Annotated in this window: 25 protein-coding genes and 2 riboswitches; of the genes, 19 read left to right on the plus strand and 6 right to left on the minus strand. The window is 43.8% G+C overall.

Features of this window, described 5'->3' with window-relative positions; all coding sequences use genetic code 11:
- Positions 1 to 59: 59 nt before the first annotated feature.
- Entirely contained in the window at positions 60 to 2,066 is a 2,007-nt protein-coding gene (glgB, locus tag ASD24_RS00920; RefSeq protein ID WP_056690109.1) for a 1,4-alpha-glucan branching protein GlgB, read from the plus strand.
- Positions 2,063 to 3,499 carry a glycogen synthase GlgA gene (gene glgA, locus ASD24_RS00925; RefSeq protein WP_056690112.1) on the plus strand — a complete coding sequence of 479 codons (1,437 nt, stop codon included), beginning with the start codon at positions 2,063 to 2,065 and terminating at the stop codon, positions 3,497 to 3,499. The genes glgB and glgA overlap by 4 nt, the downstream gene beginning before the upstream one ends.
- 196 nt (positions 3,500 to 3,695) lie before the next feature.
- Here glgA and ASD24_RS00930 read toward each other — a convergent pair whose 3' ends face one another.
- Together ASD24_RS00930 and ASD24_RS00935 are read right to left on the minus strand one after the other, a co-directional pair.
- Positions 3,696 to 5,459 (minus strand): alpha-glycosidase, encoded by a 1,764-nt coding sequence (locus ASD24_RS00930; RefSeq protein WP_056690116.1) that lies wholly within the window; start codon positions 5,457 to 5,459, stop codon positions 3,696 to 3,698.
- Positions 5,460 to 5,702: 243 nt separating this feature from the next.
- Complete coding sequence (locus ASD24_RS00935; RefSeq protein WP_056690122.1) at positions 5,703 to 6,878, minus strand: M20 family metallopeptidase; 1,176 nt, start codon at positions 6,876 to 6,878, stop codon at positions 5,703 to 5,705.
- Positions 6,879 to 7,131: 253 nt separating this feature from the next.
- Here ASD24_RS00935 and ASD24_RS00940 point away from each other — a divergent pair, with 253 nt between their 5' ends.
- The 3 genes from ASD24_RS00940 to ASD24_RS00950 all read left to right on the plus strand — a co-directional run bounded on the left by ASD24_RS00940 (position 7,132) and on the right by ASD24_RS00950 (position 10,446).
- A complete protein-coding gene (locus tag ASD24_RS00940) occupies positions 7,132 to 8,589 on the plus strand; it encodes an ABC transporter substrate-binding protein/permease (RefSeq protein WP_156395288.1) in 1,458 nt (485 codons plus the stop codon).
- Positions 8,576 to 9,298 (plus strand): amino acid ABC transporter ATP-binding protein, encoded by a 723-nt coding sequence (locus ASD24_RS00945; protein WP_186380900.1) that lies wholly within the window; start codon positions 8,576 to 8,578, stop codon positions 9,296 to 9,298. Before ASD24_RS00940 ends, ASD24_RS00945 begins: the two co-directional genes overlap by 14 nt.
- 277 nt (positions 9,299 to 9,575) lie before the next feature.
- Positions 9,576 to 9,769: riboswitch (cyclic di-AMP (ydaO/yuaA leader) on the plus strand.
- A 2-nt stretch (positions 9,770 to 9,771) separates the two neighbouring features.
- Entirely contained in the window at positions 9,772 to 10,446 is a 675-nt protein-coding gene (locus tag ASD24_RS00950; protein WP_056690129.1) for a 3D domain-containing protein, read from the plus strand.
- 171 nt (positions 10,447 to 10,617) lie between these two features.
- Here the strand turns inward: ASD24_RS00950 and ASD24_RS00955 are convergent, their stop codons facing one another.
- Positions 10,618 to 11,406: a polysaccharide deacetylase family protein gene (locus ASD24_RS00955; RefSeq protein ID WP_056690131.1), complete on the minus strand. Its 789-nt coding sequence runs from the start codon at positions 11,404 to 11,406 to the stop codon at positions 10,618 to 10,620.
- 155 nt (positions 11,407 to 11,561) lie between these two features.
- Here ASD24_RS00955 and ASD24_RS00960 point away from each other — a divergent pair, with 155 nt between their 5' ends.
- The 5 genes from ASD24_RS00960 to ASD24_RS00980 all read left to right on the plus strand — a co-directional run bounded on the left by ASD24_RS00960 (position 11,562) and on the right by ASD24_RS00980 (position 14,494).
- On the plus strand, positions 11,562 to 11,906 hold the full coding sequence (locus ASD24_RS00960; RefSeq protein WP_056690134.1) for a prenylated flavin chaperone LpdD: 345 nt from the start codon (positions 11,562 to 11,564) through the stop codon (positions 11,904 to 11,906).
- A 118-nt stretch (positions 11,907 to 12,024) separates the two neighbouring features.
- Positions 12,025 to 12,696 carry a PspA/IM30 family protein gene (locus ASD24_RS00965; RefSeq protein WP_056690137.1) on the plus strand — a complete coding sequence of 224 codons (672 nt, stop codon included), beginning with the start codon at positions 12,025 to 12,027 and terminating at the stop codon, positions 12,694 to 12,696.
- A 94-nt stretch (positions 12,697 to 12,790) separates the two neighbouring features.
- The gene (locus ASD24_RS00970; protein WP_056690140.1) at positions 12,791 to 13,192 is read left to right on the plus strand and encodes a DUF350 domain-containing protein; all 402 of its coding nucleotides are present in this window, start codon (positions 12,791 to 12,793) and stop codon (positions 13,190 to 13,192) included.
- A 49-nt stretch (positions 13,193 to 13,241) separates the two neighbouring features.
- Positions 13,242 to 13,748, plus strand: a complete 507-nt coding sequence (locus tag ASD24_RS00975) for a DUF4178 domain-containing protein (RefSeq protein WP_056690143.1) — start codon at positions 13,242 to 13,244, stop codon at positions 13,746 to 13,748.
- An 11-nt stretch (positions 13,749 to 13,759) separates the two neighbouring features.
- Positions 13,760 to 14,494 (plus strand): DUF4247 domain-containing protein, encoded by a 735-nt coding sequence (locus tag ASD24_RS00980; RefSeq protein WP_056690146.1) that lies wholly within the window; start codon positions 13,760 to 13,762, stop codon positions 14,492 to 14,494.
- A 112-nt stretch (positions 14,495 to 14,606) separates the two neighbouring features.
- On the opposite strand, the gene ASD24_RS00985 is transcribed toward ASD24_RS00980, so the two are convergent.
- Positions 14,607 to 14,897, minus strand: a complete 291-nt coding sequence (locus ASD24_RS00985; protein WP_056690148.1) for a hypothetical protein — start codon at positions 14,895 to 14,897, stop codon at positions 14,607 to 14,609.
- Between the two features lie 178 nt (positions 14,898 to 15,075).
- On the opposite strand from ASD24_RS00985, the gene ASD24_RS00990 reads away from it, so the two are divergent.
- Both ASD24_RS00990 and mobB read left to right on the plus strand, forming a co-directional pair.
- Complete coding sequence (locus ASD24_RS00990) at positions 15,076 to 16,344, plus strand: molybdopterin molybdotransferase MoeA (RefSeq protein WP_056692442.1); 1,269 nt, start codon at positions 15,076 to 15,078, stop codon at positions 16,342 to 16,344.
- Between the two features lie 3 nt (positions 16,345 to 16,347).
- Positions 16,348 to 16,872: a molybdopterin-guanine dinucleotide biosynthesis protein B gene (mobB, locus tag ASD24_RS00995; protein ID WP_056690151.1), complete on the plus strand. Its 525-nt coding sequence runs from the start codon at positions 16,348 to 16,350 to the stop codon at positions 16,870 to 16,872.
- A gap of 276 nt (positions 16,873 to 17,148) precedes the next feature.
- Here mobB and xerS read toward each other — a convergent pair whose 3' ends face one another.
- Complete coding sequence (xerS, locus tag ASD24_RS01000; protein ID WP_082560222.1) at positions 17,149 to 18,243, minus strand: tyrosine recombinase XerS; 1,095 nt, start codon at positions 18,241 to 18,243, stop codon at positions 17,149 to 17,151.
- A gap of 183 nt (positions 18,244 to 18,426) precedes the next feature.
- On the opposite strand from xerS, the gene ASD24_RS01005 reads away from it, so the two are divergent.
- The 7 genes from ASD24_RS01005 to ASD24_RS01035 all read left to right on the plus strand — a co-directional run bounded on the left by ASD24_RS01005 (position 18,427) and on the right by ASD24_RS01035 (position 23,573).
- Positions 18,427 to 18,915 (plus strand): GNAT family N-acetyltransferase, encoded by a 489-nt coding sequence (locus ASD24_RS01005; RefSeq protein ID WP_082560223.1) that lies wholly within the window; start codon positions 18,427 to 18,429, stop codon positions 18,913 to 18,915.
- A gap of 54 nt (positions 18,916 to 18,969) precedes the next feature.
- Positions 18,970 to 19,743, plus strand: coding sequence for an SDR family NAD(P)-dependent oxidoreductase (locus ASD24_RS01010; protein WP_056690157.1), 774 nt, complete (start codon positions 18,970 to 18,972; stop codon positions 19,741 to 19,743).
- Between the two features lie 79 nt (positions 19,744 to 19,822).
- A complete protein-coding gene (locus ASD24_RS01015; RefSeq protein ID WP_056690160.1) occupies positions 19,823 to 20,719 on the plus strand; it encodes an aldo/keto reductase in 897 nt (298 codons plus the stop codon).
- A gap of 589 nt (positions 20,720 to 21,308) precedes the next feature.
- Positions 21,309 to 21,689 (plus strand): VOC family protein, encoded by a 381-nt coding sequence (locus ASD24_RS01020; RefSeq protein ID WP_056690163.1) that lies wholly within the window; start codon positions 21,309 to 21,311, stop codon positions 21,687 to 21,689.
- 55 nt (positions 21,690 to 21,744) lie between these two features.
- Positions 21,745 to 21,845, plus strand: a riboswitch (guanidine-I (ykkC/yxkD leader).
- A gap of 98 nt (positions 21,846 to 21,943) precedes the next feature.
- Positions 21,944 to 22,282 carry a DMT family transporter gene (locus ASD24_RS01025; RefSeq protein ID WP_056690166.1) on the plus strand — a complete coding sequence of 113 codons (339 nt, stop codon included), beginning with the start codon at positions 21,944 to 21,946 and terminating at the stop codon, positions 22,280 to 22,282.
- Positions 22,282 to 22,596, plus strand: coding sequence for a DMT family transporter (locus ASD24_RS01030; RefSeq protein ID WP_056690169.1), 315 nt, complete (start codon positions 22,282 to 22,284; stop codon positions 22,594 to 22,596). The genes ASD24_RS01025 and ASD24_RS01030 overlap by 1 nt, the downstream gene beginning before the upstream one ends.
- Before the next feature lie 116 nt (positions 22,597 to 22,712).
- Entirely contained in the window at positions 22,713 to 23,573 is an 861-nt protein-coding gene (locus ASD24_RS01035) for a Cof-type HAD-IIB family hydrolase (RefSeq protein WP_056690172.1), read from the plus strand.
- A gap of 202 nt (positions 23,574 to 23,775) precedes the next feature.
- Here ASD24_RS01035 and ASD24_RS01040 read toward each other — a convergent pair whose 3' ends face one another.
- On the minus strand, positions 23,776 to 24,633 hold the full coding sequence (locus ASD24_RS01040; RefSeq protein ID WP_056690176.1) for a helix-turn-helix transcriptional regulator: 858 nt from the start codon (positions 24,631 to 24,633) through the stop codon (positions 23,776 to 23,778).
- Between the last annotated feature and the right edge of the window lie 34 nt (positions 24,634 to 24,667).

Consider the following 24,667-nt stretch of genomic DNA (forward strand, 5'->3'; position numbering starts at 1 on the left):
TGGCTAGAATGGGGTAATGGTTGCTGTTATGACTATTTTCTTAGGAAGAAGGTGATCTCTTGGCTATTCAACCACTGACAAGTCCGGTTATTTCACCGGAGGATATTTATTTGTTTCATGAAGGAAACCTTCATCACAGTTATCGTATTTTAGGCGCACAGCCTGCGACCGTGGATCGCCGTCAGGGGTACCAATTTACCGTATGGGCTCCGAATGCCAAAGAAGTAGGGCTGGCTCTAGATCGTAATGGATGGAACGGTCAACAGGATCCTCTATATAAGATACCCGATTCTGGATTTTGGACTCGTTTTTTTCCTGAAATCCATGAAGGAACTTTATACAAATTTCGTATATTAACGGAAGATGGGACGGAATTGCTCAAAGCAGATCCATACGCCTTTGAAGCTGAGGTCAGACCACAGACCGCTTCAGTAACAAGTTCCATTCAAGGTTATAAGTGGAATGATGGGGCGTGGAGACGCAAGCAAAGAGGCGTCTACAACAAGCCTTTACATATTTATGAGATGCACATTGGAACTTGGAAGCGCAAAGACGATGGCACGCTGTATACCTATCGGGAAATGGCTGATCTTCTAGTTCCATACTTATTAGAAATGAACTATACCCATGTGGAAATGATGCCCTTAAGCGAGCATCCGTATGACCTTTCCTGGGGATACCAAAATACGGGTTTCTACGCCCCGACTAGTCGTTATGGACATCCGAAGGATCTGATGTATCTCGTAGATACGCTACATCAGGCAGGAATCGGTGTACTGCTTGATTGGGTTCCGGCTCATTTTGCCAAAGACGCACATGGTTTGCGATTGTTCGATGGAACACCTCTATATGAGTATGCAGATCCGTTGTTAGCGGAGAAACCCGGCTGGGGAACACTCAGTTTTGACTACTCTAAACCTGAAGTTTGTTCGTTCTTGATCTCCAATGCTTTGTATTGGATGGAAATGTATCATTTTGATGGACTACGCGTAGATGCAGTAACGAGCATGCTGAAACTTGATTTTGAAAAAGGGCCAGGTCAATTCCGTCCTAATGTAGATGGTGGATTGGAGAACCAAGAAGCTGTAGCGTTCCTCCAGCAATTGAATCAAACGGTATTCCAATACTATCCTTATGCACTGATGATGGCTGAAGAATCAAGTGCGTGGCCACTCGTGACCTCTCCGGTCGACGTGGGAGGGTTAGGCTTTAACTACAAATGGAACATGGGTTGGATGAATGATACGCTGGATTATATCGAGTCTGATTTCCATGAGCGTCCATCCAAACATCATTTGCTCACATTTCCTGTCGTCTACTCCTTCTCTGAAAATTATGTGCTTCCTCTCTCCCATGATGAGGTCGTGCATGGTAAAAAGTCATTGCTGGACAAAATGCCAGGAACGTACGAGCAAAAGTTTGACGGGATGCGTGCTTTCTTAGGATACTTCATGACGTTCCCTGGTAAAAAACTATTGTTCATGGGAGGAGAGTTTGGCCAGTTCATCGAATGGAAAGATGAGGATCAACTGGACTGGTTCTTACTAGACTATGACAGTCACCGCAAGCTTCATCAATTTGAGCGGGATCTGTCTGCGCTTTACTGCAACGAGAAAGCGTTGTGGGAGCTTGATCATTCCTTAGACGGTTATGAATGGATTGCTCCGGATGATCATGCACAGAGCGTCATTTCATATGTTCGCAAAGGAAAAAAACCTGCGGATACACTCCTTGTGCTCATTAACTTTCAACCAGTCAAGCGGGAGCGTTACCGGATTGGCGTCATGCGTCCCGGTATGTATACCGAAGTTCTGAACAGCGATCATTCCGATTACGGAGGATCAGGTATACTAAATGATATGCAGTTGCCTACAGAAAAGATTCCTTTTCACGGGCATCCATATAGTCTGGAAATTGTTTTACCTCCACTGAGCGTGGTTATTCTAAAAAAGACAACACGCCGGAAAGCGGATGAGACATCGAATCAAGTCACTTCTGTCAGACCAAAAACGATTGAAACTATAGCAAGCACCCCGGTCAAACCGAGAAGGAGGAAGAAGGCGTGAACATTCTATTTGCTGCCGCAGAGGCACATCCATTTATCAAAACAGGAGGACTTGCTGATGTGATTGGAGCTTTGCCTCAAGCCTTGCAAAAGGCTGGGGCAGATGTTCGGGTCATTTTACCCAAATATAAAGGTATACCTGATGAATACAAAGAGGCCATGCAGCCTGTTATTGTGACGGATGTGCCACTCGGCTGGCGCCGGCAATATTGTGGAATCGAAATGATGAAATATGAAGGTATCCCGGTGTACTTTGTAGATAACGAGTATTATTTTGGACGGGATGGCGTGTATGGTTATATGGATGATGGGGAACGGTTTGCGTTCTTCAACCGAGCTGTGCTTGAAGTATTGCCACTTCTGGAATTCAAGCCTGATGTGCTGCATACTCATGATTGGCATGCAGGTATGATTCCTCTGTTGCTGCAGGCACATTATGCCCATGATGCGTTTTATAGTGAGATACGAACGGTCTTTACGATACATAATTTGCTGTATCAAGGCGTATTCCCACATTCGTTGTTCAGTGACTTGCTAGAACTCGATGATCGGTACTTCACCATGGATGGTGTGGAATATTACGGTAATGTGAATTTTCTGAAAGCAGGTATTGTCTATGCGGATCATGTTACTACCGTAAGCCCAACGTATGCTCAGGAAGTACAGACTTCCTATTATGGTTATGGGCTAGATGGACTGCTTAGTTCTCTAGGGAATCGCTTCAGCGGAATCGTAAATGGAATTGATACCAACAGTTATAATCCGGCAACCGACAACAAAATCGCAGTGAAATATCGAACAAGTCTATCCAAGAAAATTGAGAACAAAGTAGAATTACAAAAGGAGCTTGGTCTGCCTGTTCGTCCAGACGTTCCTCTGATGGTTATGGTAACCCGTCTTGTTGATTCAAAAGGGCTAGACCTCGTCTGCCGTGTACTTGATGAATTGCTGTATTACGATGATATTCAATTTGCAGTGCTTGGCACAGGGGAGTCCGATTATGAGCATTGGTTCCGTGAGGCAGCCAATCGCTTCCCGCTCAAGATGTCTGCTCAAATTACGTTTAATGATGGATTGTCCAGGCGCTTCTATGCAGGAAGTGATCTCTTCTTAATGCCTTCACGATTCGAGCCATGTGGCATCAGTCAGCTGCTAGCTCTTCGATATGGGAGCATCCCTCTCGTGCGTGAAACGGGCGGATTGAATGATACGGTGCAGTCTTATAATGAATTTACTGGTGAAGGGAACGGATTCTCGTTCACGAACTTTAACGCCCATGATATGATGAATACGATTCGGCGTGCTCAGGAGTACTACAGAGAGAAGCAGCATTGGAAGACGATTGTGAAAAATGCGATGAGCGGGGACTATAGCTGGGATGTCTCTGCCGAAGAATACATGGATATCTATCGGGATATTACAACAGATAAGTAATATTCAACTTGATCCATTTTGTAAGGTAACAAAAAATGCTCTAACTTGTGTAGCTAGATCTACGCAAGTTGGAGCATTTTGGCTTTTACGGCTACAAACCACAGACTATTTTGTGCAAATAACCTAAATGATAGAGGCGGGACTACGCATGCGGGCAGTTTATCACAAGATTCTATGGTTTTATGTTGCATAACCTCTAGAATCGATGTTCATGAGAATCAAGCAGTCGATATAAAATACGGTAGCCGTAAGGATCAAGCTTGATATGCATGATACCACCGGTAGGAACGACCTCTTGCTCGGTTAGAGCATCTTTCCAATCTTGGGTTTCCATAGGGTGTGAAAGGGTACGACTCTCTGGGGTATTGTTCATCCAGACGGTAAAATGAAGACGTTCATCCATGCGCTCATATACAATACAGGGGTCATGCTGGTCTGCTTTTAAGAAGCGAAAACGACCTTTACGCAGTGCTTCATTGCTCTTGCGCAAATCAATCATTAGTCGGTAAAAATCATATAGCTCCCGATCTTGCTTAGCAGTGTCCCACTCCATACATTTGCGGCAATCTGGGTCACTGTCACCACTTATGCCTACCTCATCTCCATAAAAAATACACGGGGTTCCAATGTAAGTGAAAAGGAACACGACCGCAAGTTTCAATCTTCGCTTATCTTGTCCACTTCTGGACAGCAGACGAGGGGTGTCATGGCTGCATAACATATTGAAAATGACTTCATTCGTTTGCTGAGGGTAACGCATGATAAGGGATCCCATCTCGTTTGCAAAATTGTAACCATCCATCGACCCGCAGAAGAACTCCAGCACTTTGTCGGCAAAGGGATAATTCATCACCGAATCGAATTGATCTCCCATGAGCCAGGTCAAGGAATCGCTCCACACTTCACCTACGATATATGCGTCAGGATTGGCCGCTTTCACCACTTTACGAAAGTCCCGCCAGAAATGATTATCCACTTCATTTGCGACATCTAGTCGCCATCCATCCAGTCTAATTTCTTTGATCCAATATTCAGCAACATCGAGGAGATAGGCTTTAACTTCAGGGTTAGCTGTATTAAATTTGGGCATGCTGCCATAAAATCCGAATGTGTCGTATGAGGGGATTCCGTCCTTGATCTGCACGGGGAATTCATTAATGTGGAACCAATCTGCATACTTGGAAGCTTGTCCGTGCTTTAGCACATCTTGAAAGGGAGGGAAGTCCTCACTGCAATGGTTGAATACCGCATCAAGCATAACGCGAATTCCACGTCGATGGCAGGCTTCGGCTACTTGTTTGAGCAATTCATTGTCTCCAAAATGCGGATCTACTTTTTTATAATCAATGGTGTCATATTTATGGTAGGAGTTGGCTTGGAAGAGGGGGGTAAAGTAAATTGCGTTAACTCCTAGTTCTGTTAAATCCTGTAGATGATCCAATACACCTTGTAGGTCACCACCAAAATAGTTATCCAGTTCAGGTTTGCCACCCCAAGGCTGTGTTTCTTCGGGATTCAACTCTGGATTACCATTCGCGAACCTCTCGGTCATGATTTGATAAAAGACAGCTTCCTTTGCCCATTCTGGTACCTTAAATACATCGATTTCATGTATGTAAGAGAACTCATAATATCCTCCAGTTGGGTAAGGTGGGGTATGATGAAACCCATCGTCAGCCAGATATATATTTTCCGAGCCTGATGTAATTCGAAATATGTAGGACACACGCTTGAATTTTGGTTTAACCGCGATCTCCCAATAATCGAACATGCTGTCCGCTGCAGCCTTTTCAAGTTGAATTTCACGGAAGGTACCTGACCAATCATATTTGTCACCGGTGAGTGCAGTCACGTACTGTACATCATTTCTCTTGGTGCGCACACGCAGATGGATCGTAGACGGATCGTAGGCATAAGCCCATTTGTCTCGAGGAACGTGGTACAACGCTTCAAGCAGCATGAGAGCACCTCCTGAAATTATAAGATAAGGTATGTGTATATAACCAAGTTAGCGAGCTTTGAATCGGTTTTTCTGCATCAGTTGTGGAAATCATACATTTTTTTCAACATTTTCAATATCCTTTTCACAGCATCTCCAGGTTGATGGTCTATATACATACTCTACATAAAGAAAAAGCCTACACTTGAACCCCTAAATCAAGGGAGTGAGTAGACTCTGAGCAGTAGGATTTATTTCATCTAATTAATGTTTAAGCTGCTTAAATTCAGACTGGATCGCTTCCAGCAATGAGGGCTGAGTTAATACATCGTAAGCGGTTGTTGCAAGCGCCTTAGCACCTAGAATCATGCCGTCTAGCGCACGTTCCTGTAGAGCCAAATCACGAAACTCAATGGAATGCAGGGTATGAACTTCATCCACAACACGAATGTAAGGGTGAATCGCTGGGCAACGAAGGGATACATTACCAATATCCATCGAGCCATGATCATTGCCACTTACGATCTCTTCTTGTGGAATCCCGAGTTGAACTAGATTTTCGCTAAATGTGTTTGATAAGCGATCGTTGGTAGCCATCTCATCGTAAGAAGTTTCATAGTTGGACGTGACCAGCTTACATCCAGTCTGCAATGCCGATCCTTCTGCAATTTGAATGACTCGCTCGGTGAGGATATTCAGTTCTTTACGAGTGGCTGCTCGTACATAAAATTGAGCAGAAGCATAATCAGGGATAATGTTCGCAGCTTGTCCGCCATGATTAATTACACCGTGGATTCTAACTGTGCTTTTGACCTGTTGCCGAAAAGCATTAATGCCATTAAAGGTTTGGATGACTGCATCGAGTGCATTAATGCCTTCGTGCGGGCTAGCTGCAGCGTGGGACGATTTGCCATGGAACTCAAATTGCACGGCATCAATCGCGAGCGAGCTTCCTGATCTCTCATAGGCATAATAAGGGTGAGCCATGATTGCAATATCACAGTCATCGAACATGCCTGCCTCGGCCATAGGAACTTTGGCACCACGTGTCTCTTCGGCAGGTGTACCGAACACTTTAATGGTTCCTCCCACTTCATCGAGGATCGACTTGAGACCTACAGCAGCACCGAGACTCATCATACAGATGAGGTGATGTCCACAGGTATGACCAATCTCAGGTAAGGCATCATATTCGCACAATAAAGCAATGGTTGGCCCAGGCTTAGCTGCGGTGTAAGTTCCGATAAAAGCTGTATCAAGTCCGAGAATCGGCGCTTCTACTTCGAAGCCATGATACGTTAATTCTTCTTTTAAGCGAGCAGAGGCAAGATACTCTTCGTTGCCAAGTTCGGGATTTGCACCGATGTATGATGAAATTTCTTTAAAACGGGAAGCATATTGGTCAATAACCGTTAAAATTTGTGATTTGGAATGTGTCATCGTAAGCCCCTTCTCGAAGAAAATAAAAATAGTGAAATGATTATATCATGTTTGCTCTCATTTTTCAGAAACAAGTCAAGATTTGTAAAAACAAAATGCATTGCATAATCATGCATTGTACTTTATAATGACTCAGGCATCGATATGAGGCTTATGCATCATTTTTATGGGCAGCTTCTTAAAAGCAGATATATCGAGTGATGTAAAACTATGGACAAAGTCGTATACAAAGTATTGTAAGGGGAGAACAGGGTTGAAATTGATTAGTCGTTATACCATGATGCTGCTGGCCTTTGTACTGATGTTGACAGTTGCTGTACCGACGGTACTCGCAAGCGGCACTACGGACAATTCAGGCGGTAAAAAATTGGTGCTCGGCACAAGTGCCGACTTCGCGCCATATGAATTCCATAAAGTTATTGATGGAAAAGATGAAATTGTTGGATTTGATATTGAAATTGCAAAAGAAATCGCTGCAGATCTAGGAGCGGAGCTTGTCATTGAGGATATGGGATTTGACGGGCTTCTACCTGCACTCCAGAGCGGTCGTGTAGACTTAGTCATTTCAGGCATGACACCAACGGAAGAGCGTAAGAAAAGCATCGATTTCTCTGATACGTATTATAAATCGAAGCAAGTCATTATGATTCGCACGGAAGACGCAGGAAAATATTTAACGATGGCGGATCTGCAAAATGAAAAAATCGGGGTTCAAAAGGGATCTATTCAGGAAACCATTGGACAGGGAATTCCAGGTGCTCAATTAACGGCACTGGATAAAATCTCCGACATCGTTCTACAGTTGCAGACCAATCGTGTAAATGCAGCGATTGTAGAAGATACCGTAGCTGCTGGTTATTTGGATGATGCCATCGGTCTTGCACCTATTGTGGTGGACGGCGAGCAGGTTGAGGCTGCAATCGGAATTCGTAAAGGCAATACTGAACTGCTGAATGCGGTAAATAGTACGTTGGATCGGCTTAAGAGTGAAAATAGAATCGAAGAAATGGTCACTGAAGCAAGCCAATTGATGGTAGGTAAAGATACCAAAAATATATTCGAAGTATTCTGGGCATACAAAAGCTTCTATGCTAAAGGTATTGGTTACACTCTCTTGTTATCTGCATTGGGTGTATTATTCGGGGTAATCATCGGTTTGATTATCTGTATGTTCCGTATGCATGATATGGCTATTCTGCGTTGGATCGGTACAGCGTACGTTGAACTTATTCGTGGTACGCCTATGCTCGTACAATTGATGATTATCTATTATGGTTTGTCACTGACCTTTGGAATTAATTTCTCGGCGCTACAAGCCGGTGTAATTACACTCTCTATCAACAGTGGTGCTTATCTTGCGGAGATTTTCCGTGCAGGTGTGCAAGGTGTAGATCGTGGACAACTAGAGGCTGCTCGTTCACTTGGCATGGGTAGAGGCGCAGCGATGCGCTACATTATTTTGCCCCAAGCGTTCAAGGCTGTCTTGCCGGCAATCGGTAACGAGTTCGTAACGATTATTAAAGAGTCTTCCATTATCTCGATTATTGGTATGGTCGACATTATGTATCAAGCAAGTGTGGTCAAAAATATTACGTACCAAGGGATGAATCCATTCCTTATTGCAGCAGCAATTTATTTCGTAATGACCTTCATATTGTCCAAGCTGCTCGGACGACTGGAAAGGAAGTTGAATGCAAGTGATCGACGTTAGTCAATTATATAAATCCTATGGGAAAAATGAAGTGTTAAAAGGCATTGACGTCACGATTGGCAAAGGTGAGGTTGTCGTTGTCATCGGGCCATCCGGTTCGGGTAAAAGTACGTTTTTGCGTTGTCTGAACCTGCTTGAGCAGCCGACTTCAGGCGAGATCCTATTCGAAGGTGTTTCAATTACAGAACCGAAGCATAACATCAATGCTACTCGTGAGAAGATGGGTATGGTGTTTCAACATTTCAACCTGTTTCCTCACAAGACGATTCAGCAGAACATCACGATTGCCCCGATCAAAGTAAAGAAACAATCGGTGCAGGAAGCCGATCAGATTGCAGCCGATTTGCTTAAAACGGTTGGCCTTTCTGACAAAAAAGATGCATACCCCAACCAGTTGTCAGGTGGACAAAAACAGCGTATTGCGATTGCGAGAGCCTTGGCAATGCAACCACATGTAATGTTGTTTGACGAGCCAACTTCAGCACTCGATCCAGAGATGGTTGGAGAGGTGCTTGATGTCATGAAACGCCTGGCAGAGGGTGGAATGACAATGGTCATTGTTACGCATGAAATGGGCTTTGCTCGTGAAGTAGGAGACCGGATTCTGTTCATGGATGGCGGAGTAATTATTGAGCAAGGAACACCTGATGAAGTGTTTGGTGCACCTAAGAATGCTCGTACACGTGATTTTCTTGCTAAAGTTCTATAGTTATGTGATCATAAGCTGCCGAGCAGCTGGGGATACACTATTGAATGAAGAGTAACAAACAGCCTTGTCGACATCATCGTCGGCAGGGCTGTTTTTATTTGTTTTCCGGAGATACATAATCGGAAGGATCGATGGAATAAAAGGTAACTTTTTTGTTACTTATATAGAAGACATATATGAATTATTAATATGAAAAAGGCTTATTTATTAACCAATTTTGATGTGTCATAAACGTATTGGTAAGATTTACTACAACTATAGGTTACAAGATTGTGATATATTGTTCCTGCCGAAACTTCCGAGGAGGAAGTGCGGGGGATGTAACGATGCAGAAACGAGGATTGATGTTCGCGTACTGCTAGGGGTGAATTAGGGCGTACATAACGTTAAGGGCATGTGATTGAACCTATAGGGTGGTTTCCTCCATCCGAATCCGACAACTAACCTCGCAGGCATAATGAGGGAGGAAGACCATGTTTAACAAGAAACGTATTGCGAAAGCAGCAACAGCATTGCTGACAGCAGCTATGCTCATTCAGGCCGTTCCAGCTTACGCTGACTCTGTTCATGTGGCCAAAGAGGGGGATACATTCTATACTTTATCCAAACAGTATGGTGTAGGTATGGAAGCACTCATTAAAGCAAATGCCAATATTTCACCTTATAACATCTATGGTGGGCTGAAAATTACTGTACCTGGACAAGCTAACACCGTCTCGGCAGCAGCGGCTCCAGCAGCCAAAGCAGAGGCTAAAACGATCACAACAGCAAGCTTGGATGTCAATGCAGACAGCAAAGTGGTTGAAGCCTGGGGTAAAACATTTGATTACAGCAAGTCCATTGAAATGAAGGCAACAGCATACTCTGCAGATCCGTCCGAAAACGGAAAATGGGGTGCAGTAGATTATTTCGGTAATCCGCTTGAACTGGGTACAATCGCTGTAGATCCAAGTGTGATCCCGCTGGGAACGAAAGTCCTCGTGACAGGTCACGCACACCCAGGACTGCCGAAACAAGCGTTTGTAGCTACGGCGCGAGATACAGGCGGTGCGATTAAAGGCAAACGCGTTGATATTTTCATTCCTGGTAGTAAACAATCCGTAAGCACATTCGGTTTCCAAGATGTTGAGCTTTACATTCTAAAATAAACGTCATGCAAACAAAATGAAAAAGGGTGTCTTCCATTCACAGTCTGATGTGAGTAGAGGACGCCCTTTTTAGTTTAACGTTGGATCAGACGATTCAAACGCAGCTATTCACTAATCATTCATGCTTACCAAGATTCCAACCGAAGGGACTCTTAATGCAATATGCTGGAATTACTTGCTCTTAGAGATATTTAACATCTCGTCCAGTGTTACAAGGCTATATCCCCGAGCTCGAAGCTCCTCAATGATTTCTGGTAACGCATCAATCGTTCCTTGTAGGTTAGAACCCACTCCGCCTCCTGCATGTTGAAGAACAATCGACCCTGGTTTAACAGCCGATAATATATTCTGTTTCACTTCATCTTTGGAAAGACCTTTCCAATCGAGTGAATCGACATTCCAGTTCACAATGCTATATTGCTGCTTTTGAGCCCATTGGAGCTGTTTTTCATTAATATCCCCGTAAGGTGGGCGAATCATTTTTGGCGTATACCCGGTTAGATTGCGAATGATATCCCCGGTATGTAAAATTTGTTTGCGAAAATCGTTCATCGTCAGCTTACTGAATTCAGGGTGACTATAGCTGTGGTTACCAATGATATGACCTTCACGAACCATGCGTTTGACTAGAGCCGGATGTTTCTCTGCCCGTTTGCCTACAATAAAAAAAGTCGCTTTGACCTTATATTTCTTCAAAACATCCAATACCTGTGGAGTGAATCTTGGATCAGGAACGTCATCAAAAGTCAGAGCAACCTGTTTGGTGGAAGGCCCATTCGTCTTGAACGTATCAGCATATTTCTGTCTAAGTTGACCTAGCGTAAGCTGTTCATCGCCCTGTGCATCAAATTCGGTGACAGGTGTACTGGCTTGGTTCGGTTCAGCCGACATATGAGCAGGAGCGAAATTTCCGCTCAAGAGAAAGACGATAAATGATATTGCGATGAGGCGAATACGCATAATAGCAGCCCCCTTTTCCCAAAATGCGTTCTCTATGGTATGCCCGATGTAATCGTGATTTATTCGACCTGTGAGATGTTTCATTGTCAGTCTCTCGAATCTTGTTCATAATTCGGACCATAACATGAGATAGAGAAAAGGATAGGTGGATTAGTATGAGTAAATATGATTTGAGTTCAATTCGATTACAGGTTGTAGAAGTGGGGCAGGACAAAGTATTCATGGTTACAGGCGGCGATGCACACATAGGAGCGGTGGCAACCTATTATGTAGATCACGATCGTCTTAGTGGAGCTACCTTTCATGTTCCAGGGCATAAGGAGCAGGAGTTATGCGAGAGGCTTGCGCGCAAGGCGGCACATCAGTTGAAGGTTACGGTGACGGTAATTATGGGCATTCATTTTGATGCGGTCACACGCATGCAGATTGATGAAATCGTGCAGACTGCAGAGAGGCTCCTTGATGAACATCTGCTGCTAAAAGGTCAAATAAATGAATAATTTTACATGATGAAGAAGTTTGTTATGATTTTTTTTGCTAAAATTGAAACGGGTTGAGGATTATCACGTATGTATGATTATATACAAGGTTGTAATATCGACTAGGAGGAATAACATAATGTCCATTTTCAAACGTTTACGAGATCTAACGATGTCCAATATTAACTCCATCATTGATAAGGCAGAAGATCCAATTAAAATGACAGACCAGTATATTCGTGATATGCAAGAGGATTTGCAAGATGCGGAGAAGGCTGTAGCTGCACAGATCGCCATTGAGAAGAAGTTCAAGCAGCTTTATGAAGAGCAAGAAGCTTTAGTGAAGAAACGCGAAGAGCAAGCGCATACTGCAGCACGCGCACAAAATATGGATTTGGCTCGCCGAGCGCTAGAAGAGAAGAAAACGGCTGAAGAAAAAATGGCTGAATACAAAACAAGCTATGACCAGAATAAAGCTTCCGCTGACAATCTGCGTGGTAAGTTAGATGAGATGCGCAAGCAGTTAACGGAAATGAAAAACAAACGTGAGACTTTGGTTGCTCGTTATAATGCAGCGAAGGCTCAAACTGAAATTAACAAAGCGCTGAACGGATTCAGTTCCGACACAGCAAGTGCTGGAATGAAGCGTATGGAAGAAAAAATGATGCAAATGGAAGCACAGGCTGAAGCGAGCAATGAAATGTCCTCCAAAGGAAAGTCCTTGGATGATGAATTCGAGAAGCTTGGTAAAGATCAGGCGGTTGAAGATGAACTGGCAGCACTGATGAAGCAGTACGATAATAAGAACTAACTTTTGGATGATGTAAGGAAATTAGCGGAGAAGAGACATGTGTTTCTTCTTCGCTTTTAAATGCGGTTCATGTTGAAATGTGGGGGCTGTTGAAATGGATTTGAACATTTTGGCAATGCTGGTCTGGACGTTATCGGGTTCGGTTTTGCTGTTTGTCTTGATGTATGTGGATTCATTGTTTACGAAATACAAGGATTTTGCTGAAGTGAAAGCAGGCAATATGGCCGTAACCACTCGGATGGTTATGAAGCTTTTTGCCCAAGGTTACGTATTGGCGACCTCAATCTCAACTGCAGGACATCTTGGTGAGGCACTGCTCGTATCTGTCGTATCCTTTATTATATTGCTGATTCTGGAGAATGGCGTGCATTATGTTATTCGTACAAGAGCCAATTTAGATCTGGATACAGGTATTCAACAAGGGAAAACAGGGTATGGTCTCTTCTCAGGTGCATTGCATATTGTAGGTGCATTAATTATTGCAGCTTGCTTATAAATTGAGGGTCAACCAACCTCTAGAAGATATAGAACGGGAGTTAATGGGCATGAGTGTATGGAAACGGATTAAAGGAATACTAGCTAAACCCGAACCGCCTCGGGCCGAGAAGACGATGCTACAGCTTGAACCTGGTGATATCTGTGAAGTCTCTCTTGTGACATATGAGGTTGTTGGGCGGGTACATCATCGTTCGAGAAATGCCGTCGTATTAACACTGCAGGATGGTACAGCTTTCAGACACTTGCACATTGAGGAGCGTGAATTGACGCGTTATGCTCTCTACACACCGATTGATGGTCGTCTAGATGCACCAGATGAGGTGCCAACCTTATTAGATCTAGATGGACGCGCATACCACTTGGAGGAAGAATATGGAGGTATGGTAACGACTGCAGGCAGAACACCATATGGCCAGGCAGGAGAGCAGCTCGTGTGGCAGTATCAGTCTGATGATCACAAGCTACTTCGTGTGGAGTGGCAAGACAGACGTTTTACACTTTATGAGGGTGAGGTTATCCTTCCTGCGGATATCAAAGTGATTCGTTCGAGCTAGGAGAGGTTCCCATGAAAAAACACATGGCACATAGTTTGAAATTAATGTTGGTTCTTAGCCTTGTGATGTCACTGTTGTCCGCTTGCGGTGCACCTACCGTACAGGACAACTACCCACTTGAATCTGTGAGTGGTAGCGGTAACACCACATCCTATGTATACCGGGCTGCTGAGCGTACCGTTCCAGAGGTTGCCCAGGAATTGTCTGAGCAGCGTCAACCCGATCAGATTTCGGCTGAGAGCACCGAGCGGATGTTCCTGGTGTATCAGGATCAATATTACCATTTACAGCAGGATCCCAATAAAGAGGAAGACACGTTAATTGAAGTTGATTCCAAAGAATACGTTCGTCAGAACTACGATTCTTCCTTTTTACAGGGATATTTAACCGCAACGTTAATCGGAAATTTGTTTGATTCCTTTGGCGGAGGCGGAAACGGGAAATATCGTGGGTATACAAACAAAGATACGTATAAACCAAGGGAAGGCACTTTTCGTGCGCCTACAAGTAATGACAAAAAGCTTGCTCCACCGATTACCGTGGAACGCAAAGGCTCAATTACTAGACGTGGTGGCGATACGGATACCAGTGTAGGTTCTGGCGGAGGTTTGTTTAGTCGTAAGAAGGAACCAAGTTCAGGTAAGATTGATCGCGGCAAAAGTGGCGGATTATTCAACTCACCCAAGAGCTCTTACAAGAAGCCAAAAACAAGGGTGGGCGGAGGCCGAATCATGCGGCGAAGGTAGCACGGACTTCCTAATCAGTACATTGTAACGCATAAGAAGAACAGCGAAGAGGTAAGGTGGAGTAGTGCTCTATCCACGGATCAACCTCAGACGCTGTTCTTTTTTTATTGCTTCAGGAATTACGAACATGATTCGATTTGCGGATACGCGGAATCGTTGTTGCGGGTTGTTTGCGAATCCAGCGAATAAACGGAGCCATGCGTTCATGCTCTCGAAGAGCCTGAAGGGTAGTTAATCCCAGCGTCATAATATCTCGATTTGTGAAGAGGGAATGAATTTGTTTGTGGCACGCAATACATAGATCCGCAGTAGGCATGAAGCTGCCTCCCATCTGCTTGGGCGTAAGATGATGAACGGTTGTTTTGACAGGCTCTCTACCACATAATTCACATCGATCATTCACATGGGATTCCTCCGTTTCTACAGCATATTATGGTCAATCCATGAACAAATGATGTTATATCCGTTACAGAATAGGGATAACGCTTGTCACCTTATAACTTTCAAGCTACACTTTTAGACATAGAGATTGCTCACTAGGAGGCTCGACTGCATTGAAATTAAACTCGCATACTGATGATATGACAAATGCTAAATTCAATCGAACGGCTGTACAGGTTCCTGATGCTCAGGCTAGAATTGCTGCTCATGTACGACCAGGCGCAATCGAGAAAGTGTCCTTAGAATCGGCACATGGACGCACGCTTGCGGAGAAGATCGTTGCGCCCCATCCGTATCCGTTCTTCCGCAGATCAGGAATGGATGGCTACGCCATACTAAGCAGCGACACGCTTCATGCTAGCAGCGAACAGCAAATCTGGCTTCGTGTTGTAGATGAGATTCCTTGTGGATATACATCGGATCAGACGATTACGCCAGGTACAACAGCGCGAATAATGACCGGAGCACAGGTGCCAGAAGGTGCTGACGCTGTTGTGATGCTTGAGATGACCGAGAGTAAAACAGAGAATGGCGAGCAATGGATTGGTTTGAAACGACATGTACAGGCAAAGGCTAACATTACGCCAATTGGGCTAGAAGTAGAAGAAGGCCAGTTGCTGCTGGATGCAGGCACGCTGATCCAAGCAGGTGAACAATCCGTATTAGCTACATTTGGTGTAGCGGAAGTACCCGTATTTCGACGGCCGAAGGTGGCGATCTTCGCAACGGGAACCGAATTGTTAGCTTTGGACGAGCCGCTGCAGCCTGGACGGATTCGTAATAGTAACAGTTATTTACTGCGCTCACTCGTTGTTGAGGCAGGTGGTGAGCCGATCATGTACGGTTCCATCGCAGATGATGCGGAAACCGCGCGTAAAACACTAGCTGAAGCAGTCAAGCACAACGATATGGTTGTTACAACAGGCGGCGTGTCTGTAGGTGACTATGATATTATGGGAGATCTTGTGCGTGAAGACGACATCGAAATGCTGTTTAACAAAGTGACAATGAGACCAGGAAGTGTCACCACAGCAGCCATCGTGGATCAAAAAAACCTATTTGCATTATCAGGCAATCCAGGAGCATGTTTTGTTGGATTTAACTTATTTGTTCGACCTACGATTCGCATGATGCAAAATGATCCTCATCCTTATTTACAAGAATGGACAGCCATATTAGATGAAGGGTATACAAAGGTAAATAACTATACCCGTTTTGTGCGGGGACGAATAGAGGTTCGAAATGGTGAGGTTCATGCATTGCCGGCAGCAGCCCGGGTTGATGAATCCAGTGTGATGATCACGATCAAGGATAGCGAATGTTTGATTATTATTCCGCCTGACAAAAAGGGGATTCCTGCGGGTGAGCTAGTACGGATTCTCAAGCTGCCTAAAGGTCTTGTGAGGTAGGCTATGTCAGATATCCAAACAAAGCAACCTCATATCGTGCAGATCGTGGGATATAAAAACTCAGGTAAGAGTACGCTGACAGCAGCGTTGACTAAACAACTGACCTTTCTTGGACGCAGGGTCGCCGTCATTAAACATGATGGACATGATCACTTCCAGATGGATCAGGAAGGCACGGACTCTTATAACTTCACTGCGAATGGAGCCTCGGCTGTCGTTGTGATGTCCGATACACGGACGGCCATCATTGAACAACGAGCTACAGAGCTTCGTGACATGGTTGAATATTTAACCGAGTATGACTGGATTCTGATTGAAGGGCACAAGCAAGCGGCATATCCTAAGCTTCTGATGATCCGAGAACCCGAAGATCTCATATTGTACGAACAATTAAAGGGGATCATAGCCGTGGTTACAAGGGCAGCAGTAGATCGTGACGATGTAGCTTGTGAGCAGTTAGTTTGGCACGATATTCAGCAGACAGAGCATATCGGTAACTGGCTGTTACAACGTATTGAGGGGATTTAAGATCGAAGCATGCTGAGTTCGATTATAATATTGATTATGTTCTAGTATGTGAAATAGAGCGATTGAGACCTTAGGATCAATCGCTCTATTTTTATTTTGCCATAGATCATGCTAGGTCGTGTCTGAAAACTCGCTGAAGCATCTTTTACCGAATTTTCGCCCCCTGCTGCGTCACTTTCCCTTGACGTGCCCCGGCACGCCTGCGGAAAACTTCCTGGCTTGGAACGAAAATTCGGTAAAATCTGCGTACTTCGGAATTTACGGACACTCCCTAGTTTAAGACCCGGTGCCTTCATTACGGCGTTCAATCGCCTCTGACATTGTTTTGTCGGTGAGATGGGCATAAATTTCGGTAGTCTCTGTAGAGGCATGCCCTAGTTGTTCTTTCGTTTTGTATATATCGTTCTGCAAATAATAATCGGTAGCGAAGGAATGGCGCAGCTTATGTACAGTCAAATAAGGTTTGCCAAACCGCTTAGCATATTTCATGATCATGGCCTGGATCGCGCGCTTCGTCATTCGACTTCCCTCAGATTCTCCATTGCGTAGAGCAATGAACAAAGCCTTCTCCCGTTTCGGTGTACGGTACCTTGTCTGTCTTAGGTTGGTATAGATGGCAAGTTCGTCTTTGGCCTGTTCTCTGAAGTAGACAGGTGTCTTGTACGTTTCGTCATTGTTACCTTTGCGGTAAACATATAATAGCTTGTTATTTAGATCAAGGTCATCCAAGTTCAAATTAACGATTTCGGATACCCGCAATCCGGAGTTCAAGATGAGGCTGGCAATACAGGCATCTCGTTCTTTGTTCAGCTCATGTGAGTACAGCGCTTGTTTATTCTTCTCCACATCCACCGCATACCCTTCCAAAATGTATCCGATGAATTCTAGTAATTCTTCATCTTCGAGAATTTTTCCTTTTAGTTTGGCGGCAGTATCCTTCGGTTTATGTGTGCGCTTAATTTCAATTTTGGCCATAATATTGCGTTTGAGTAAGGGATAGAAATCTTCATCTTCGGCAATTTGGCTTAAGTAGTGAAAGAGTGAACGTAGGGAAGATAATTTTCGAGATACTGTAATTCTAGAATTAGCTCCCTCACGCTTGGTTGTAAGAAATAATCGATAGGCGGTTACGGAATCCATTCGGAGCACTTCTAGCTCAATTAAAGTAACCTCTGCGTTGGTGCTAGCTACAGACAAGCCTTCCGCACGGAGCCAGCTAAAGAACGTATCATAGTCTCGCAGATACTCCAGCAAGGTGGAGGGAGAGAGATCCGGTAATTTATAGTCAATGAATTGCTGAACGAACCAGGGCATGGTAGGTAGCTTCTCATCCAGCTTGCGTCGGTCAATTTCTTTTTGAACATTAGTCAATGTCGGCACCTCCAAGATCAAGCATTTCTCAAGATAGTCTATGCTTAAGTGTACCATAATTTACATGGTCACAGTCTGTTCACGAACGTCATGTAGGTTGGTTCGTCATTCTTGCCCTTCCGCGATCAAACCTTTAAAGTAATAAATATAGTAATAAATCGTGGAGCAGGGGAGATGAACCGGATGAATATGAAACTGGAGCTGGTTCCCTGGGAACGTCGTCAGGTAATTCGGCATTTAATGCAATTCTATCTTTATGATTTCACCAAATATCTTAATATTGATGTTGACCATAATGGAGTGTTTCCAGAATACCCTGGACTGGATGCATTCTGGGCAGAAGAAGGACGCAAATTCCCGTTCTTGATAACGAGTGATGGAGCGCCAGCTGGATTCGCTCTGGTAGAACGCTTTGAACCAGGAAATATCGACAATGATTACTACTTAACTGAATTTTTTGTGATGCAAAAATATCGGCGCAGCGGAGTGGGGACACAAGCGGCGCATGAGTTGTTTGAACGGTTTCCTGGTCGTTGGAAGGTTACACAGGTACGTAACAACGTAGTCGCTCAGGCTTTCTGGCGCAAGGTTATTGGAGCCTACACAGGCGGACGTTTTCGAGAAAAGTTCCATCCGGAGCTTGGTAATCCCAGTCAGTTTTTTGTGACGTAATGGATAAATTAATGAAAAAACTACATATTGTAAGCTAGATAAGGAGTGTATGAAATGAACAAGCTGGAATTTCATCTGGAGGGACAAACGGCACTGGTGACAGGTGCAGGCAGAGGGATTGGTAAGGCGATTGCCATAGGGCTTGCTGAGTCGGGCAGTGAAGTAGTGTTGGTATCACGGACTTTCAGCGAAATTGAGGAAACTGCAGCCTACATTCAAGAACACACAGGGCGCAGAGCGATAGCTCTTGCTGCCGATGTAACGTCCAGAGAGCAACTCGAAGAGACATTCAGAGAGGCCATTGTTGAGATGGGAAGGTTGGACATTCTTGTTAATAATGCAGGTATGAACATCCGCACACCTGCACTGGAAGTAACGGACGAGCAATGGGAAACGATTATGCAGACTAATCTGAAATCGGCTTTTATGGCTTCACAAATAGCTGGTCAACATATGAAGGATCAGGGCGGTGGAAAAATCGTAAATATCTCCTCGGTTGGCGGGCATACAGCCCTTCGGACTGGCGTTGTGTATGGATCGACGAAGGCAGCCATGATACATATGACGAAGGTGCTTGCAATGGAGTGGGGGAAATACGGAATTCGTGTCAATGCTGTTGGCCCGTGGTATTTCCATACACCACTGACCGAGAAGCTATTGAATGATGCCAAATACCTTGGAGAGATCATTGAGCGAACACCACTTCAGCGCGTCGGTGAGCTACATGAGGTAGTGGGACCGGTTATATTTTTGGCATCCGATGCGGCAGGCTATATTACTGGGCAAACGCTCTTAGTGGATGGTGGAATGTCCATTTATGGGTTTTAAAACCAGTTAGATCGGGTAATAGTCCTGGTTAGGTTTGTCTTCATTAACGATATTACGAAGTTTGGAGGAGGAATCATCCATGGAACGACGTGAATATGGGAATACAGGTATGCAAGTGAGTACACTTGGATTTGGTGGAGCTGAGATTGGACAGAACGTTTCTAAGGAAGATGTGGCGACATTGTTAAACAGTGCGTTAGATGCAGGACTTAATATCATTGATACCGCTGAATGTTATGGGGATAGTGAGACATTGATTGGAGAGGTGTTGTCACATCGTCGAGATGACTATTATCTATTTACCAAATGTGGACATGCCGCTGGGATCGAAGGGCCGAATTGGGATGCTAAAGTGCTGGAGCAAACCATTGATCGGAGTCTTAAGCGTCTAAAAACGGACTATGTGGATGTCATTCATCTACATAGCTGTTCTGAAGAGGTGCTTCGGAAAGGGGCAGTTATAGAAGTTCTTCAGCGTGCGAAGCAAGCAGGGAAAACCAGATTTATTGGATATAGCGGGGATACGAAGGATGCACTGTACGCAATAGAGACTGGGGCATTTGACAGTTTGGAGACCTCCCTAAATATTGCTGATCAAGAGGCGATTGAGCTGACTTTACCTGAGGCACGTAAAAGAAATATGGGGGTAATCGCCAAAAGACCGATCGCGAACGCAGCATGGACACATGAGACGCTTCCGGAAAAGGATTATTCATATGTGTATTGGAAGCGCTTGAAGGAACTAGACTATGCTTTTCTCAAAGATACTAACGTGCAAAAAGCTGTTGAAACGGCCTTACGCTTCACCTTGAGCACAGAGGGTGTGGATACAGCAATTGTCGGAACCTCTAAGCCGAATCGTTGGCAGCAAAATGCGGATCTCGTATCCCAAGGAGCATTGCCACAAGATGTTTATGAAGAGATTAGAACGCATTGGAAAAAGGTTGCAAGACCTGATTGGACAGGACAAATATAAGAGGCAACATAGTTCTATAAGAATAAAGGATCTTCAATGCGCAACGATATCGTGAAAATTGTTGAGGCAGAATGCTCTTAATATAAGTCAAAAAGGCCACCGATGGTGGCTTTTTTTGTATTCTTTTCTCTATCTGGTGATACTGAAATTCGGTGGAAAGCCGTTAGTGGTTGATATTATTTATTTTCAATACATGAAAAATTCATAACAGAAAATCATTCAAAAAACTCAGAAAGAGTTCATAGAAATTAATAGGCACTCAATAGCCCAACAGTGACCAACATTAACTCAGCAACAACAACCTTAGTATCTTTAGCTCAGGGGAAATTTCATTATAATATTTCAACATATGAAAAATTCATAATAGAAAAATCAATTGTACTTAGCTTCTATCACCGCCATTGGTACTATTTCTCTTTCTAACTGGAGAAAAAGCAAACCATTCCTGAACCCTAAAGTCAACCTACATTTTCAAAATAAAATTCCATATGAAAATGAGAAAATACTGGATTTTTACTGAGAATTACGATAAAGTTAGCTTATATAATGAAACTAAGTTTCATCTAACGAAACCACAAGGAGGAATTAGATGTCTTATCATTTCTATGGTCTTGACCACGTGCAACTAGCGGCTCCAGAAGGTTGTGAAAAAGAGGCTCGTCACTTTTATAATCAGTTATTAGGGTGGCGTGAAATCCCCAAACCTGAAGCTCTACAAAAACGTGGTGGCGTATGGTTTCAATGTGGTGCTCATCAAGTGCACATTGGAGTCCAAGAAGCTTTTGTTCCTGCCTTAAAAGCTCATCCTGCCTTTCATGTGCAGAATTTGGATGAGCTACGTGATGATCTGCAACGTAAACAGATTGAAGTAATTCATGATGACGAACGGACAGATGAAGGGGTAAGAAGGTTTTACTTGAGTGATCCGTTTGGTAATCGGCTTGAATTTCTTGAATGGATGTCTGCATAAGTTTTGATTGCTAATAAGCAAGAAATCTGTATAATTGATTGGACAATAGAATTACATGAAAGTTTTCTAGGGTTCCGCGACAGAGATGTTGGTCTGGTCCGAGAGAAAACTCACAGCCGTTTGGTTGTGTCACGGAAGGACAAAAGCCTGGGAGATAAACTGCGTAACTGCAGTTTGTTTCCCAGGCTTTTTTTGTTTTGATTGCATGTAATTCTATTGCAAAATGCAACTTATGAAGAAGGAGTGTGACAACAATGAACAAAACCTGGTTATCCGTAATTGTAGCAGCCATTTTTGAGGTAGGTTGGGTGATTGGCCTGAAGCATGCGAGTGGAGTGTTGGAATGGGGGTTAACCCTGATCGCAATCATTATAAGTTTTACCTTGATGATTGCAGCTTCACGTTCGCTTGCTGTAGGAACGGTATACGCTGTATTTGTTGGACTGGGTACAGCCGGCACCGTACTTGCAGAGATTATTCTATTTGGTGCGGCGATGCAGACCGGAAAAATGCTACTTATTGGATTGCTCTTGCTTGGTGTGATCGGTCTTAAAATGTTAAGCAAAGAGAAAACGAAGGAGGGGCATCATTAATGAACTGGATATTTCTAATTATGGCCGGAATATTTGAGATGATCGGGGTGCTTATGATCAATAAGCTGCACAAAGACCGAAATGTAATTTCATTAGTTTTGTTAATCGCTGGGTTTGGCCTGAGCTTCTGGTCGTTATCTCTGGCGATGGAGACTCTTCCCATGGGAACAGCTTATGCTGTGTGGACTGGAATCGGAGCCTCAGGCGGAGCGATTCTAGGCATGATTTTTTATGGGGAACCCCGAAATGCACTACGAATTGTATTTATTACGATGGTACTCGGCTCCGCAGTAGGATTGAAGCTAGTGAGCTAAACCATTTATAGCTTGACTTGTAACCCGTTACAACCGATACACTCAACTCATGAAATAATTTTAACCTGGAGTACGTTCCAACATAATATCGCCTTTCATGAGGGGGAAGCAAGAACATGAGTCAGGATCAACAACGTAAAATTATATTTATTGATATCGACGGTACACTTGTGACGGATGATGGCAGTGTACCGGAGTCTGCCCAAGCTGCTTGTCGTTTGGCGAGAGAAAACGGTCATTTATTGTTTCTATGCACAGGACGTTCGAAGGCTGAAATATATGATGAGATCTGGAATTTGGGATTTGACGGGCTGATTGGTGCAGGAGGCGGTTATGTGGAAGTGGATGGAGAGACCCTCTATCATAAAAAAGTACTTCCTGAAGACGTAATTGATATGGTTGATTTCTTCATTGAGCATGGTATTAATTTCTATCTTGAGTCGAATTCGGCGCTGTACGCAAGCCCTGATCTGAAGCCTCATCTGGAGAGATTGTTGCATGGAAATGTAGAGAATAATCCTGCGGCAAGGCAACAAATGGAGGCATTACCACATCCATTTATCACTCAACTCACTTATGGGGAAACGGATTGGAACAAAGAAGATGTCAACAAAGTGTGTTTCCTAGAGAGCAAGGTTCCATTTGCAACGATTAAGCAACGGTTTGAAGGGAAATTCCAAGCTATTCAGTGCACAGTCCCGATCTTCGGAGAAGACAGTGGAGAATTAATGCTGCCTGGCATTCATAAGGCCGTTGCGATTGCAGATGTGCTACATCATCTTGGTTTGCCCGTGGAACATACGATTGGAATTGGAGACGGGATGAACGATGTCGAGATGCTGGAATTTTGCAGGTTGGGAATCGCGATGGGAAATGCCAAGCCTGGCTTGAAAGAGATCGCAGACGATATTACAGATGATCTAGAGAATGATGGGCTGTACAAAAGTTTTGTAAAGCATGGTCTCATTTCCGTTTAAACAGATCTATTGATATACGCATATCCCATCTGGTGTAACATGTAACATCATAACAAGTGGACAGTTCGAAAAGTCGCCAATTGGCGGCTTTTTTAGCTTCTTTGATAGGAAATGAAACGTCGCTCATGTCTATAAAAGCCTGTTTATAACAGGTAGCCAGTTCAGAATGGCTACCTGTTTTTTTATTTTTCCGTTATGTGGATCAATTCTCGACGAACATATCCTTTTGATTTTGTTTTCTAAAGCTACGAGGAGACTCACCAACTGTTTTGGTGAACAGAATCGTGAAGTAGTTTGGATTATCATAGCCAACGAGCTTGGCAATTTCCCATACCTTTTTCTTGGTAGAGACTAATAACCGGGTAGCTTCTCCCATTCTACGCTGGATCAAGTAGTGATAAGGAGACGTACCATAGTGTTTGGAATACATATGAATTAGATAATAGAAGTCAATGTGAAAATGATCCGCTAGTTCTTTTAACTTAATGGGTTGTCTGTAGTTAGTATCCAGATAGTCTTTAACTCTCTCCGCAAGGTTATTGCTCAGAACAATCTCGCTTGCTGTGCGCTGATGATGTGACATCCGATGAATAATGATCAATATGGCTTTTAGCACATGATGAGAGATATATTCGTACCCGTCTTCACGGATTGAAAACTCATTGAACATCGTCTGCATTAACGAACAGAGTTCCTCCGAATAGCGGTTCGAGCGAATGACAGGTTCACTGCCAGGGGAAACAACCCAATCTCTATCTGGATGGACCCCTTCATGGAAACGGAAGCCGCAATAATAGGTGGATAACGGGAACTCAGGATCCGATTTCTCTTCATGTAATGTTCCTTTGTTATAGACAAGCAGATCGCCTTGTTGAACTGAATGCTTCGTGCCGTTGATTGTGAACGAGCCTTTACCGTCTATTACATAAATAATCTCATGCAGATCGTCATGCTTGTGTGTAGGGAAGCTCCAATGGGGATGATCCGCAAGCTTACCTACGTAAATAATAGTACATTCTTGATCATCATATCGTTGGGCGGGTTCTAAGTGTGTATTCATTTAGCTTGTCTTCCCTTCATTACATCTACATACA

The organism is Paenibacillus sp. Root52, from assembly GCF_001426865.1.
Classification (GTDB): domain Bacteria; phylum Bacillota; class Bacilli; order Paenibacillales; family Paenibacillaceae; genus Paenibacillus.

What these genes read in the sequence shown, in the direction of transcription:
- ASD24_RS00930 (WP_056690116.1), bottom strand. Translation starts at nt 5,459, where the DNA reads ATGCTGCTTGAAGCGTTGTACCACGTTCCTCGAGACAAATGGGCTTAT.
- ASD24_RS00935 (WP_056690122.1), bottom strand. Translation starts at nt 6,878, where the DNA reads ATGACACATTCCAAATCACAAATTTTAACGGTTATTGACCAATATGCT.
- ASD24_RS00950 (WP_056690129.1), top strand. Translation starts at nt 9,772, where the DNA reads ATGTTTAACAAGAAACGTATTGCGAAAGCAGCAACAGCATTGCTGACA.
- ASD24_RS00955 (WP_056690131.1), bottom strand. Translation starts at nt 11,406, where the DNA reads ATGCGTATTCGCCTCATCGCAATATCATTTATCGTCTTTCTCTTGAGC.
- ASD24_RS00960 (WP_056690134.1), top strand. Translation starts at nt 11,562, where the DNA reads ATGAGTAAATATGATTTGAGTTCAATTCGATTACAGGTTGTAGAAGTG.
- ASD24_RS00965 (WP_056690137.1), top strand. Translation starts at nt 12,025, where the DNA reads ATGTCCATTTTCAAACGTTTACGAGATCTAACGATGTCCAATATTAAC.
- ASD24_RS00970 (WP_056690140.1), top strand. Translation starts at nt 12,791, where the DNA reads ATGGATTTGAACATTTTGGCAATGCTGGTCTGGACGTTATCGGGTTCG.
- ASD24_RS00975 (WP_056690143.1), top strand. Translation starts at nt 13,242, where the DNA reads ATGAGTGTATGGAAACGGATTAAAGGAATACTAGCTAAACCCGAACCG.
- ASD24_RS00980 (WP_056690146.1), top strand. Translation starts at nt 13,760, where the DNA reads ATGAAAAAACACATGGCACATAGTTTGAAATTAATGTTGGTTCTTAGC.
- ASD24_RS00990 (WP_056692442.1), top strand. Translation starts at nt 15,076, where the DNA reads ATGACAAATGCTAAATTCAATCGAACGGCTGTACAGGTTCCTGATGCT.
- mobB (WP_056690151.1), top strand. Translation starts at nt 16,348, where the DNA reads ATGTCAGATATCCAAACAAAGCAACCTCATATCGTGCAGATCGTGGGA.
- ASD24_RS01005 (WP_082560223.1), top strand. Translation starts at nt 18,427, where the DNA reads ATGAATATGAAACTGGAGCTGGTTCCCTGGGAACGTCGTCAGGTAATT.
- ASD24_RS01010 (WP_056690157.1), top strand. Translation starts at nt 18,970, where the DNA reads ATGAACAAGCTGGAATTTCATCTGGAGGGACAAACGGCACTGGTGACA.
- ASD24_RS01015 (WP_056690160.1), top strand. Translation starts at nt 19,823, where the DNA reads ATGGAACGACGTGAATATGGGAATACAGGTATGCAAGTGAGTACACTT.
- ASD24_RS01020 (WP_056690163.1), top strand. Translation starts at nt 21,309, where the DNA reads ATGTCTTATCATTTCTATGGTCTTGACCACGTGCAACTAGCGGCTCCA.
- ASD24_RS01025 (WP_056690166.1), top strand. Translation starts at nt 21,944, where the DNA reads ATGAACAAAACCTGGTTATCCGTAATTGTAGCAGCCATTTTTGAGGTA.
- ASD24_RS01030 (WP_056690169.1), top strand. Translation starts at nt 22,282, where the DNA reads ATGAACTGGATATTTCTAATTATGGCCGGAATATTTGAGATGATCGGG.
- ASD24_RS01035 (WP_056690172.1), top strand. Translation starts at nt 22,713, where the DNA reads ATGAGTCAGGATCAACAACGTAAAATTATATTTATTGATATCGACGGT.
- ASD24_RS01040 (WP_056690176.1), bottom strand. Translation starts at nt 24,633, where the DNA reads ATGAATACACACTTAGAACCCGCCCAACGATATGATGATCAAGAATGT.